The following is a 12,595-nucleotide window of genomic DNA, read 5'->3' as shown; positions in this document are numbered from 1 at the left end:
CTCACGCGGCCTTCGCTCGGACCGCCGTCTCGTCGGCCGGCAGCGCGAGCATCACCAGCTCGAAGCCGAACAGCGCGATGCCCGCCAGGTGCACCGTCGATCCCGCCGGAGCGGTCACGGCGAGATGAAGCCCCACCGCACCGAGGGTCAGCGCCGCCGCGCCGGGCAACCAGACAAGCACCCGGTCGAAGGCGGCTCGCGCGCCGGCAGCGCGGCGGAAGCTGGCGTGCAAGGCGCCGCGCAGGCCGACGAGGCCGGCCACGGCGAGGCACGACGCGCCGACCAGCGCGAACAGCGCCGCGCTGTCGACCATCGCCAGCAGCAGCACCAGCATCGCAATGTTGAGGACGACCGCGCGATAGGGCGCAGCGGCCAGCCAGTCAGAAATGAAGCGCACGGTTCCTCCGACGAGAATGGCGCGCAATCTCGTCGAGAGTGCAGGACTGCTGAATTGGACAAAAGGTCCAAGCCGTGACGGAGGTCAGGACTCCGGGATCGTGCGGTCGATCTGCCAGGTGACGCCGGTGACCGTGGGATCGAGGCTGAGGCGACCCACGATCTGCTCCAACGCCGCATCGTTGCGCTTGGCGGCGACGGCCTGCGCCGTCACCGTGACCTTCGACGTGTCGGCGATGTCTTCGCTGTCGAGGCGGCGCAGGCCGAGCCCCGCCTGCGCCAGCGCGGTGAGCAACAACGATCGCATCTGCGCCTCCTCGGCGCCGCGGCAGACCACTTCGACGGTGTAATGCGTTTCGGCGTTGCTGCTGGTCACGAGGCGGCTGTTCACGCGCCGTATGAGCGGCCGCAGGACGAGGTTGGTGCCGATCACCATGCCGGCCGCCAGCAACGCCGGGCCGCCATGCCCCGCGCCCGCCATCGTGCCGACCATCGCCGAGCACCACAGCGTCGCGGCGGTATTGAGCCCATGCACGTTGACGCCCTCGCGCAGGATGACGCCCGCGCCCAGGAAGCCGATGCCGGTCACGACCTGCGCGGCCACGCGCGTCGGATCGCCGGCGCCGACCAGCCCGGAGAAGGTGACGAAGCCCGCCGCGCCCAGCGCCACCAGCGCGTTGGTGCGAAGGCCCGCCATCTTCTGGTTCCATTGCCGTTCGAACCCGATGGCCGAGCCCAGCAGCAGCGCCACGCCGAGGCGGAGGGCCGTCTCGCCGAGTTCAATCAGGTCGAAATGCATCCATGAATCTTGCCGGGGATCATCCCGGATTGTCGAGACTGAATATCCCGCTGACTTCATCATAGGCGAAGACCTCGCCAAAGCGTGCCCAGGAGGTCACCGTCCGCATCGTCTGCTGGGCGAAGGACTCCGACATGTGGTCCTCGAGCTCGTCGCGGAAGCGGCTCGCCGGTGCGCGGTGCGTGCCGCGCTCGTCGAGGACGCGACGGATATGCCCCGCCAGCGGCACATAATTCAGGAGATGCTGGGCGAACAGCTTCTTCCGCGCGTCGGGCTCGAGGCCGACGAACTGGCGTCCCGGCTCGGTGAGCTTGATGTCGCCCTCCGCCAGCTCGGCGAAACGCAGGAGCTGCAGGACCTCGGCCACCGGGAACAGGTCGTCGACTTCCATATGAAGGTCGCCGGCCAGCTCCGGCAGGCCGGCATGGCCCTCGTGCGGTGGAGCCGCCACCGCCTCCATCAGGCCGGCGATCATGTTGGGCGACACCCTCGGCAGCAGCATGGCGAGGCCGGTGCCGAAGAAATGGCCCGGGCTCGTCTTGCCCCCGGCTCGCTCCGTCATGGTGGAATAGAGATCCTCGACGATCTGCCGGAACGCAGGATCGAGCCGGTTGCGAGGATGCGGCAGGTCGATCTTGATCTCCGCCGCGACATGGCCGGGATTGGAACCAAAGACCAGCACACGGTCCGACAGCAGGACGGCTTCCTCGATATTGTGCGTGACGACGGCGATCGCCGAGATCGGCAGGCGGCCCTCGATCCACAGATCCATGAGATCGGTGCGCAGCGTCTCGGCGGTCAGCACGTCGAGGGCCGAGAAGGCTTCGTCCATCAGCAGCACGGTGGGCTGCACCACGACGGCGCGCGCGATGCCGACCCTCTGCCGCATGCCGCCCGACAGTTCCTTCGGATAGGCGCTCTCGTAACCGTCGAGACCGATCAGATCGATGGCGGCCAGCGCGCGGCGCTTGCGCTCGGCCGGACCGACGCCCTGCGCCTCGAGGCCGATCTCCACGTTCTGCAACACCGTGAGCCAGGGGAAGAGCGCGAAGGACTGGAACACCATCGCGACTTCCGGCGACGGGCCGACGACGCTCCTGCCCGCGATCCGCACCTCGCCGCCGGTCGCCGGCATCAGACCGGCGAGGATGCGCAGCAGCGTGGTCTTTCCGCAGCCGGAGCGGCCGAGGAACGAGACGATCTCGTTCTTGCCCAGCGTCAGGCAGACATCGTCGAGGACCAGCAGATCCTCGCCGCTTCCCTTGGGATAGACCTTGCGGATGTGGTCGACGCTGACCAGCGTGCGGTCGGCCACGGAAATCATCGTGTCCATTCGGTCTCTCCTACTCGAGCCTGAAGCGGTTCTCGGCGAGGCGATAGAGCGGTCGCCACAGAATGCGGTTGCACGTGGTCACCATCAACGCCATGACCACGATGCCCAGCACGACCCGCGGAAAGTCGCCGGCGGTCGTGGCGTCCGCGATGTAGGCGCCCAGACCCTCGGCCCGCAGGTGGGTGTCGCCCCAGCTCACCACCTCGGCCACGATGCTGGCGTTCCAGGAGCCGCCGGCGGCGGTCAGCGCGCCCGTCACGTAGTAGGGAAGGATCGCCGGGACGCCGACCTTGCGCCACCACGACCACGAGCGGATACGAAAGAGCGCAGCGGCATCCCGCAGGTCGGTCGGAATCGCGCTCGCGCCGGCGATCACGTTGAACAGGATGTACCACTGGGTGCCCAGGATCATGAGCGGGCTGAGCCAGATGTTGGGATCGAGCCGCAGGCTGACGATCGCCACCACGGCCACCGGAAACACGACGTTGGCCGGGAAGGCCGCGAGGAATTGGGCGACCGGCTGCAGGCTCGTCGCGAGACGGGGCCGCAGGCCGATCCACACGCCGATCGGGACCCAGATGATACTGGCCAGCGCGATAAGGACCAACACCCGGATCAGCGTCAGAAGTCCGTCGTACAGGGCGATGCGCAGGTCGTCGAAGCCCAGCGTCGTGCGGGTGTACAGCACGATCTGCCACAGCGCATAGCCTGCAAGCACCAGCAGAACCGCGATCCAGATCCTCTCGCCGGTGCGCGACGGCGTATCGAATTTCGGTTTGACCGGCGCGCGCGTGAGGGGCGTCGGCAGCAGCGAGATCCGGTCGGCCACCGACGCGGCAGCCCGGACCACATGCGGACGCACCCGGCTGCGACGCCAGAAATCGTAGAGCCACGAATGCGGCTGGGAATCGGCAGCCTGCTGCTCGAAGCGGAACTTGTCGGCCCAGGCGACGATGGGGCGGAAGACGAGCTGGTCATAGGCCAGGATGACCGCGGCCATCATGGCGATGGCGAGCAGCACCGCGTTCAGGTCGCGGGCCTGGATCGCCAGTGCCAGCCAGGAGCCGATGCCCGGCAGCATCACCGTGGTGTCGCCGACCGTGATCGCCTCGGAGGCGACGACGAAGAACCAGCCGCCCGACATCGACATCATGGTGTTCCAGATCAGGCCGGGGGCGGCGAAAGGGACGTCGAGCCGCCAGAAGCGCAGCCACGGCGAGAAGCGATAATGCCGCGCCACCTCGTCGAGGTCGCGCGGCACCGTGCGCAGCGACTGGTAGAAGCTGAAGGCCATGTTCCAGGCCTGGGCGGTGAAGATCGCGAAGATCGCCGCGCACTCCGCCCCCAGCACGCTGCCGGGAAAGAGCTGCAGGAAGAATGTCACGGTGAAGGTGAGGAAGCCCAGCACCGGCACCGACTGCAGGATGTCGAGCGCCGGGAGGATGACCAACTCGGCCTTGCGGCTGCGCGCCGCCAGGGTCGCCACCACGAAGGTGAAGACGAGCGAGGCGATGATGGCCGCGAACATGCGCAGCGTGGTGCGCAGCGCGTATTCCGGCAGACGGGCGATATCGAGGGTGACCGGCTCGGTCGAGAGCCGGATGGCCGGCGCGTTCATCTCGCGGAAGCCGTGCGCGACCAGTACGAACACGCCGACCACCAGCACGAAGATGACCGCGTCGTAGAGATTGGGCCGGAAGCCGGTACCGCCGACTCCAAGCGGCGTGGTGGCCGGTCGGCCCTGCTCAGGCCTGGATGCGAACATATGATTTTTCCCGTTGATCCGCAGGCGCGCGGGGACCGGGCCCGGTGCCATAGGCCCGCTGCTCCCGACCGTCAATCGGACGCCGCCCGGCGTTGGCCGGGTTGCGATCCGGCACTCTCCCCGCACCACCCATCGCGTCCTTCTAGAGGGGCAGGCTTTCGGTTTCGTGAATGCGGGACGCCAGATTGCCGGCCCTCACTGCCGGACCGACGGGGTCAGTAGATCGACGGCTCCGCGACCGGCTTGCCGAAGGCCGTCTCGAGGAAATCGAAGTCGCAGCCTTCGTTGGCCTGCCTGATGTGCCTGGTGAACATCCAGCCATAGCCGCGCTCGTAGCGCGGCTCGGGCTTCGTCCACGCCGCGCGGCGCTTCGCCAGCTCCTCCTCGGAGACGTTCATGTCGATCGTGCGCTTGTCGACGTCGAGCGAGATCAGGTCGCCGGTCTTCACCAGAGCGAGCGGTCCCCCGATATAGGATTCCGGCGAGACGTGCAGGATGCAGGCGCCGTAGCTGGTGCCGCTCATGCGGCTGTCGGAGAGCCGCACCATGTCGCGCACGCCCTGCTTCACCAGCTTGGTCGGGATCGGCAGCATGCCCCATTCCGGCATGCCTGGCCCGCCCTGCGGCCCCGCATTGCGCAGGATCAGCACCGTGTCCTCGGTGACGTCGAGATCCTCGCGGTCGATTGCGGCCTTCATCGACGGATAGTCGTCGAACACCAGAGCCGGCCCGGTATGCTTCAGGAACTTCGGCGCACAGGCGCTCGGTTTGATGACACAGCCGTCGGGCGCCAGGTTGCCCTTGAGCACGGCGAGCGCGCCTTCCTTGTAGATCGGGTTGGCGACGGAACGGATCACGTCGTCGTTGTAGATCTCCGCGCCCTTCACGTTCTCGCCCAGCGTCTTTCCCGTCACGGTGAGCGCATCGAGATGCAGATGGTCGCGGATCTGCTCGATCAGGCCGGGGAGGCCACCGGCATAGAAGAAATCCTCCATCAGGTATTTGTCGCCGCTCGGCCGGATGTTGGCGATCACCGGCACCGTGCGGCTGGCGCGCTCGAAATCGTCGAGGCCGATCTTTTGGCCGGCGCGCCGCGCCAGCGCGATCAGGTGGATGATCGCGTTGGTCGAGCAGCCGACCGCCATCGCCACGGTGATGGCGTTGAGGAACGCCTCGTGCGTCAGGATCCTGTTGGGCGTCAGGTCCTCCCAGACCATGTCGACGATGCGCCGGCCGCATTCGGAGGACATGCGGATATGGTTGGCGTCCGCAGCGGGGATCGACGAGGCGCCGGGCAGCGACATGCCGAGCGTCTCGGCCATCGCCATCATCGTGGCCGCCGTGCCCATGGTCATGCAGGTGCCGTAGGAGCGCGCGATGCCTGCCTCGACGTCGACCCAGTCGTTCTCGGAAATCTTGCCGGCACGGCGCTCGTCCCAGTACTTCCAGGCATCTGAGCCCGAGCCCAAAGTCTTGCCCTTCCAGTTGCCGCGCAGCATCGGCCCGGCCGGCAGGTAGATCGTCGGGAGGCCCATGCTGATCGCGCCGAGCAGGAGCGCCGGCGTGGTCTTGTCGCATCCGCCCATCAACACGACGCCATCCACGGGGTGCCCTCGCAAAAGCTCCTCGGCGTCCATCGCCAGCAGGTTGCGATAGAGCATGGTCGTCGGCTTCAGCAGGCTTTCCGACAGCGACAGCGCCGGCAACTCGATCGGGAAGCCGCCGGCCTGCAGCACGCCCCGCTTCACGTCGTCGACGCGCGTCTTGAAGTGCATGTGGCACGGCTGGGCGTCGGACCAGGTGTTGAGGATGGCGATCACCGGCTTGCCGGCCCATTCCTCCGGCGCGTAGCCCATCTGCATCGCGCGCGAGCGATGACCGAAGGCGCGCAGATCGTCGGGTGCGAACCAGCGCGCGCTGCGCAGCTGATCGGGAGTCTTGTTTTTTGGCTTGCTGTCCGGCATGGATTTTTCCTCCGTGCCGGACGCGACCACACTCAGGGGATCGCGGTCAAGCCGCGACCCCGCACGGCAGGATCGGTTTGCTCATATAGACCGTGACGCCGAGCGCCGAACTCTCCTCACGGTCGATACGGTAGCCGACGGCGAGATAGAGCCGGACGTTGGCCTCGAACATCTTGTTCGTATAGAGCCGCACCTCGGCGTAGCCGAGGCCGAGCGCGAGGCGCTCGGCGTGTGCGAGCAGATACCGGCCCAGGCCGTGTCCCTGGAAAGCGGGTGCGACGGCGACGTTCTCGATCACCAGGTGATCGCCCTTGTCGATCGTCTCGATCAGGGCGGCGAGGCCACCGTCGAGAAAGGCCAGATCGACGCGGTGCCGGCGCACCGCCTCGTCATAGTCGGCCCGCATCGGCAGCGGCTCGCGGCCGATCACGGGTACCCACTTGGCGTAGGCTTCGCGCGTGAGCACGCGCACGGCGGCGGCATCGTCCGCCACCGCGCGCCGCAGCGCCGGTGTCTCGTCCATGAGACGCGCCTCAGCCGACGGTGAGGCCGGTGGTTTCGGCGACGCCGGTCTTGAGGTTGATGCACTGCACCGCCGCGCCCGACGCGCCCTTGCCGAGATTGTCGAGCGAGGCCACGGCCAGCACGTTGCCGTCGGCGTCGTTGCCGTAGACCGCCAGCTCCATCGTGTTGGTGTCGATCAGCCGGTCGGCCCGCAGGAACCGGTCGCGCTCCAGCCACGCCCGGTCGGCGAGTGGCCGCACGGGCACGAAGGTCTCGCCGGCATAGTAGTCGCTCAGCACCTGGTGGACGTCCTTGGCCGTCACCTGCTTCGTGGTGATGTCGCGCGTGATCGGCACGGTGATCAGCATGCCCTGGGCATAGTGGCCGACCGACGGCACGAACAACGGCGCATGCGTGAGGCCGGAATATTTCTTCATCTCCGGCACGTGCTTGTGCGTGAGCTCGAGGCCGTAGAGGCCGAACGGCTCGACGCCCGGCTGCTCATGGACGGCGATCAGCTCCTTGCCGCCGCCGGTATAGCCCGACACGCCGAACACGGCGGGCGTGGAATCGGTGCGCACGATGCCGGCATCGACCAGCGGCCGCAGCAGCGCGATGGCGCCGGTCGGATAACAGCCCGGATTGCTGATGCGGTTGGAGGCGAGCAGCTTCTTGCGCTGGTCCTTGGCCAGTTCCGGGAAACCGTAGGTCCAGCCCCCGGCCACGCGATACGCGGTCGAGGCGTCGATCACCACCGTGTCGGAGTCGCCGATGGCGCCGACCAGTTCCTTGGCGGCGGCGTCGGGCAGGCAGAGCACGGTGATGTCGGAGGCCTTGGCGATCTCGGCGCGCTTGCCTAGATCCTTGCGGTCGGCCAACGGCAGCTCGAGCAGCTCGATGTCCGGCCGGTTCTTCAGCCGGTCGATGATCTGCAGGCCGGTGGTGCCGTGCTGGCCGTCGATGAAAATCTTGGTCTTGTTACTGGTCATGGACTTCTCTCTCGATGCAGGGCCTTGAGGGAAACGGCCGACTGGAGAAGGAAGGATGGAAGCCGCTTCGTCTCTCCAGCGGCTTCACGATACGGCGCGTTTGTTACTGTTGCGCGCGCGCGTTCTCTTACCGCTTTTGCGAGCGGCGACGTCGCGACCGGAGGAGGGCGTGCGAAATCATGCAGAGGCCGATATTTCATCGGGGCTCCCCCCTGTCAAGATGCCGCCGACGCGCTAGGTTCGATTATTCCCTGTTCTGGAGACAAGCCATGAGCCAGTCGCCCGCCGCTTCCACCCACCCCGAAGGCCTCTCGATGCTGGAGAAGCGCACCATCGAGGCCGAGATCCTCAAGGAGGTCTACGAGACCTTGAAGGCGAGCCACGGCGAGGAGGTCGCAAAGAAGACGATCGAGGAATCGGTGCGCCGCTCGGCCATCGAGCAGGCCCGCCAGTTCGCCGCCTCGGTGCCCGGAGGCACGTCGCTCAAGTCGTTTCAGGACATCCAGCATCTGTGGACCAAGGGCGGGTCGCTGGAAATCGAGGTGCGCGAGCAGACCGACAAGACCTTCGTGTTCGATGTCGTGCGGTGCCGTTACGCTGAAACCTACAGGAAGATGGGGCTCGGGGAGATCGGCGGCCTGCTGTCGTGCAATCGCGACGGCGCCTTCTGCGAGGGCTACGACCCCAAGCTCAAGCTCGAACGCACCCAGACGATCATGCAGGGCGCCAGCCACTGCAACTTCAAGTACACGTATGAGAGCTGATCCGAGGCATCGATGGTTCTTGCGCGGATGCGGCGGAGGGCGAATATGGCGGCAAGAGCGCTTTCGATGATCCGCGAGCAAGGATAGGCAGATGGACCAGATTCGCGACGTCATCGCGCAACTGCCTACGCTTAAGGTGCGCACTGTCTTCGACATCGGAGCGAATGTCGGACTCACGGCGAAGCAAATGGCTCTGGGTTTTCCCAAGGCGACAGTACATGCCTTCGAGCCCGTTGCAGGCACCTGCGAGATATTGAAGGATGCTGTTCGCGAGGACCCACGCATCAAGTGCTTCCAGATGGCTTTCGGCGACAAGACGGGGGTCGTTCGGATGGAGGCCAAAGCCGGTTGGGTAAAGAGCAAGATATCGGACACGGGAAGCGTCGACGTCGAGGTTCACCGCGGCGACGAGTTCTGCGCTTCTCAGGGGATCGAGCGCATCAATTACCTGAAGATCGACACCGAGGGTTACGATCTCAAGGTCTGCCACGGCTTCGAATCGATGTTGAGGGCCGGCAAGATCGACTTGCTCCAGGTCGAATGCGGCCTCAACGCGACCAACAGGCTCCACGTCCCGTTCCAGGCCTTCCGCGACTATCTGGACCCGCTCGGATACATGCTGTTCAAGCTGTACGATCAAGCCGGTTGGCCCGCTAGGCGAGGCGACGCCGTGTTCGTTGCGCCCCAGGTGGTGCACGCAAATCGGCCGCGCAAGCTTGCGAGAAAGGCACGCAGAAGAAGTGCCCGGGAGAACCTTCCGCCACCGCCCACCTGAGGGCGACGCGAGCGGTGATTGTCCAAGATGGTCCGGTCCGGCTCAATGGCTACATGAATCGGGTGCGGCGGCTCAATGAGGTCCTGACGATGCCGCGAAAGTGTTGGTTGCCGATCGATCCCTTGGTCGCCTCGACGGGGTAGGCCGCCACTGGGGCTCGATGTTCGCGTGGCTTTCGAAAAATTCCAGGCGGAGTTCCGTATGCGTATTCTGACCCTTCTGACGGTCTTGCTTCTCGCCGGTCTATCTCAGGCCAATGCTCAGGACGCGGGCAGGCTCAATCCGGAAAAGCAGCCGATCGTCCGCGAGAGCGGGCCAGCGGGTTGTGATATCGCGGTGCGTCCTTCCGTCGTTCTGAAGCCGGGAGAAAAGGTCCATCTCACCTGGGCGTTACGGAATGCCAATTCCGCCACGATCGTTCATGACGGCAATCTGATCGAAGTCGAGCCCGGAAAGAATTCGCGCGACGAAACTCCGTCTCGGACTACCACCTATACGATGTTCGTCACGGGTGGCGAAGGCGTCGCCACGTGTCAGGTATCGGTCGCGGTTCCGGAAAGAACCCAACCGCTCCAGTGGCCTCCCGCTCTGCTGGCTTCGATGCCACCGGACTATCTGGAACGCGCCCGTGAATCACTGACCCACGGTATCACCGCCGCCAAGCTCGTCTCTGATTACGGCTGGACGCAATATGCGATCGCCGCGCTGCTCTTCGGGCAGGACGTGGACAAGGTTAACCGATACTTCACTCATGTTTGGCCTTTCCAAAGCTATTCGGTGGAGGATTTCGGACTGTTCTCCCTTGGAGATATCCGCCTCTATGGTCTCTTCAACGACCGGACGGGGGCTTTCCCCGGTCGACTGGCAAAGGGAGCACAACGCAACATCGAGGAGGAGTTCTTCAAGGTCGGCGCTCGGGGAAAGGCGCGGTACGGCGCTGACCTGGGCAATGTCTGGAAGCTCCAAGCGTCCGAGAACCATTCCTTCGCGGCATGGTCTTCTCGTTTGTTGGTGTCGCAGTTCCTCAAGAACAGTCCGGCGTTCGCCACCCGTACATTCGATGACGGGCGGACTCCGGCACAGCACTATGCGGATTGGCGTGAATTCTGGTCGCGGGTGATGGATGAGCGCGCCAAGCGCGGCTTGTATATCGAGGTGGGCTCTCCGACCTACGAGAAATACAGCCGCGGCGCTCTTCAGAACATACGGGACTTTTCCGAGGACGCGGTTCTGCGACAGAAGGCCGAGATGCTTCTGGATTTGACCTATGCGCTTGCGGCCCAGGAATCACTGGCGAACGGGGTGCGCGGAGGCGCCAAGAGCAGGGTCCGACCCTTTCGCTCCACGGCCATACGGGGAGGCCAGGATACCAACTACAATCTCATTTTCGACCCGTCAGGATCGCGTCCTCTCTATTCGATGCAGGCCACCAGTTCTTACTTTCCGCCGCCCGCCATATTGCGTCTGGGAAAGGATTCAGTGGCGCGAGGCTCGTACAGCATGGTTCAGAGGGGGCCCGGTGCCGGTAGCGATACAACGGCAGGGGCCACGATCGATCCGAGCAGGAGTGCCGTTCGGTACAGCTTTGTCACGCCATCCTACATCCTCGGCTCGTTTATCGATGATCCCGATCAGCGCTATGTGGGGTCGCACGCACAGCATCGCTGGCAGGGCGTCGTTTTCGACGGCGATACCGGTGCGCGGATCGCACCGCAGATCACTCGACTCGATCAAGCCGGTGCCGTGGACCCGAGGCAGCGCGTGCCCAACGGCTTCGCATCCGTTCAGGACCGGAATGTGCTGATCACGCAGCGCTCGAATTATCAGAACTGGGATCGATCACGGACCGACGTCTACTTCTCCGGCACCCTCGACCTCCTGGAGGAGGAGGAACCCTGGATCTTCACCAGGGAGGGCGACGCGTATGCTGCGGTGCGGATCGTCGACGGCTCCTATCGATGGCTCGACCAGACGCATAGGAACAAGGGTCCGAACACGGATCGCCACTTCATCACTCTCGCCAATCCGGACTCGCCGATGATCATCGTCGCCGGCGCGGCGAGCGACTACGGCAATGACTTCGAGAAATTCAAGTCAACTCTGAAATCGCAGAGCGTGCAACGTGACGGAGCCACAACCCGCTTCGCTGGCGTGACCTTCCTGGGGCCCAAGCGTTCCAGCGTTCACCTCGATTTGTCGAAATTGCGAACGTTCGATTCCCCATTCGTCCGCTCCGATTGGGAGAGCGGCGTCATCTACATCCGTCGCGCTCAAGATGGGCTCCTGCTCGACTTCAGTATTCCCGATACCCCCATCAAAGACATCTCCCCTGCGCTGACTCCGAGTTTTCCAAGCGGGGTTGGAGAAGCGCATCCCATCCTGTTTCAAGGCAGGTGATGCAGTCCGGAGCGTGGTGCGCGATCGGGAGATCCCCCCCCGGACGGAGGTGCAATTCTGTTGATCTGAAATCCCAACGGAGAGCGTTTCACGCGGTGCGACCCACTCGGCAGTCGATACGCCGCGGCGTGGGCCCGCATCGCCCGCATCAAATCCACGCCCGAGCTCTTCTCAATCAGCTCGGCAAAGGTCATTCTGTCGTCTGCGCGAAAGTTACGTCGGTGTTGCAACCTCAGGCTAAAGGATCCGAAGTGGTTACCAACCCGATCTCGGGCGTCGTCGGGGGATGGCCTCTCTGGTCGCCTACGGCTCCCTACCTGGCCCTTCCCGAACCAGTGCTCTGCAGCACGCCCTGGGACGCCGCCACCATGAGACTTGAGACATAGAATAGAGGACGAATTTATGGTGAAGGTGGAATCCCAGATCAATATTGATGATCTGACTACGTTGCTGATATCGGCAAGCCGCATGCTGGCGGCGTTCGCCGCCCTCAAACCATTCGAAGGTACGAACATAGGGCTCGCAGAATGGGTTGCGCTTACGATCCTGGAGAAGAACGGCGCCGTAAGCAGCAAACAGTTGTCCCGGATAATGGGAGTAACGAGATTGCGCTCAAATCAGCTGCTCGGATCTCTTTCAAAGGAGGAACTCGCGACCATACGTGAAGCAACCGACGATCGGCGATCGACGGCGGAGGTTTCTCCCAAGGGACAGGAGCATCTCAAGGTGGTGAACTCGGAACTCCAGCAATTCCTCGGTAAAGCCCTCGAAGGTCGAGAAGAGACTCTGGCGAGCGCCAGTCGGCGCTTTCATTTGCTCATTCGCTTGATCGACACGGTGGCGCAACGCCCTCCAGCGGAGGGCACCGCGTACGCTGCCAGTGTAGCTCGACTTCATCGTTAGCGCCCG

The 12,595-nt window shown here is 64.6% G+C and carries 11 protein-coding genes; 4 read left to right on the top strand and 7 right to left on the bottom strand.

All coding sequences use genetic code 11. From position 1 onward, the window contains the following. Window position 1: 1 nt before the first annotated feature. The 7 genes from ACO07K_RS25265 to argC all read right to left on the bottom strand — a co-directional run bounded on the left by ACO07K_RS25265 (window position 2) and on the right by argC (window position 7,750). Window positions 2-397, bottom strand: a complete 396-nt coding sequence (locus tag ACO07K_RS25265) for a hypothetical protein (RefSeq protein WP_422032808.1) — start codon at window positions 395-397, stop codon at window positions 2-4. Between the two features lie 84 nt (window positions 398-481). Further along, on the bottom strand, window positions 482-1,195 hold the full coding sequence (locus tag ACO07K_RS25260) for an MgtC/SapB family protein (protein ID WP_422032806.1): 714 nt from the start codon (window positions 1,193-1,195) through the stop codon (window positions 482-484). A gap of 19 nt (window positions 1,196-1,214) precedes the next feature. Continuing rightward, a complete protein-coding gene (locus ACO07K_RS25255; protein ID WP_422036704.1) occupies window positions 1,215-2,519 on the bottom strand; it encodes an AAA-associated domain-containing protein in 1,305 nt (434 codons plus the stop codon). A 19-nt stretch (window positions 2,520-2,538) separates the two neighbouring features. Further along, window positions 2,539-4,293: an ABC transporter permease gene (locus ACO07K_RS25250; RefSeq protein ID WP_422032804.1), complete on the bottom strand. Its 1,755-nt coding sequence runs from the start codon at window positions 4,291-4,293 to the stop codon at window positions 2,539-2,541. A gap of 215 nt (window positions 4,294-4,508) precedes the next feature. Further along, window positions 4,509-6,257, bottom strand: coding sequence for an L-arabinonate dehydratase (gene araD / locus ACO07K_RS25245; protein ID WP_422032802.1), 1,749 nt, complete (start codon window positions 6,255-6,257; stop codon window positions 4,509-4,511). Between the two features lie 46 nt (window positions 6,258-6,303). Then, entirely contained in the window at window positions 6,304-6,780 is a 477-nt protein-coding gene (locus ACO07K_RS25240; protein ID WP_422032800.1) for a GNAT family N-acetyltransferase, read from the bottom strand. A 10-nt stretch (window positions 6,781-6,790) separates the two neighbouring features. After that, on the bottom strand, window positions 6,791-7,750 hold the full coding sequence (argC, locus tag ACO07K_RS25235) for an N-acetyl-gamma-glutamyl-phosphate reductase (RefSeq protein WP_422032798.1): 960 nt from the start codon (window positions 7,748-7,750) through the stop codon (window positions 6,791-6,793). Between the two features lie 269 nt (window positions 7,751-8,019). Here argC and ACO07K_RS25230 point away from each other — a divergent pair, with 269 nt between their 5' ends. The 4 genes from ACO07K_RS25230 to ACO07K_RS25215 all read left to right on the top strand — a co-directional run bounded on the left by ACO07K_RS25230 (window position 8,020) and on the right by ACO07K_RS25215 (window position 12,589). Further along, a complete protein-coding gene (locus tag ACO07K_RS25230) occupies window positions 8,020-8,514 on the top strand; it encodes an L-2-amino-thiazoline-4-carboxylic acid hydrolase (RefSeq protein ID WP_422032796.1) in 495 nt (164 codons plus the stop codon). A gap of 91 nt (window positions 8,515-8,605) precedes the next feature. Further along, on the top strand, window positions 8,606-9,289 hold the full coding sequence (locus tag ACO07K_RS25225; RefSeq protein ID WP_422032794.1) for an FkbM family methyltransferase: 684 nt from the start codon (window positions 8,606-8,608) through the stop codon (window positions 9,287-9,289). 201 nt (window positions 9,290-9,490) lie between these two features. Further along, window positions 9,491-11,686, top strand: a complete 2,196-nt coding sequence (locus ACO07K_RS25220) for a hypothetical protein (protein WP_422032792.1) — start codon at window positions 9,491-9,493, stop codon at window positions 11,684-11,686. Window positions 11,687-12,088: 402 nt separating this feature from the next. Continuing rightward, entirely contained in the window at window positions 12,089-12,589 is a 501-nt protein-coding gene (locus ACO07K_RS25215) for a hypothetical protein (protein WP_422032790.1), read from the top strand. Window positions 12,590-12,595 lie beyond the last annotated feature (6 nt).

It is taken from the genome of Reyranella sp. (assembly GCF_965228225.1).
GTDB lineage: Bacteria > Pseudomonadota > Alphaproteobacteria > Reyranellales > Reyranellaceae > Reyranella.
This window is presented reverse-complemented; position numbering and strand designations above follow the sequence as displayed.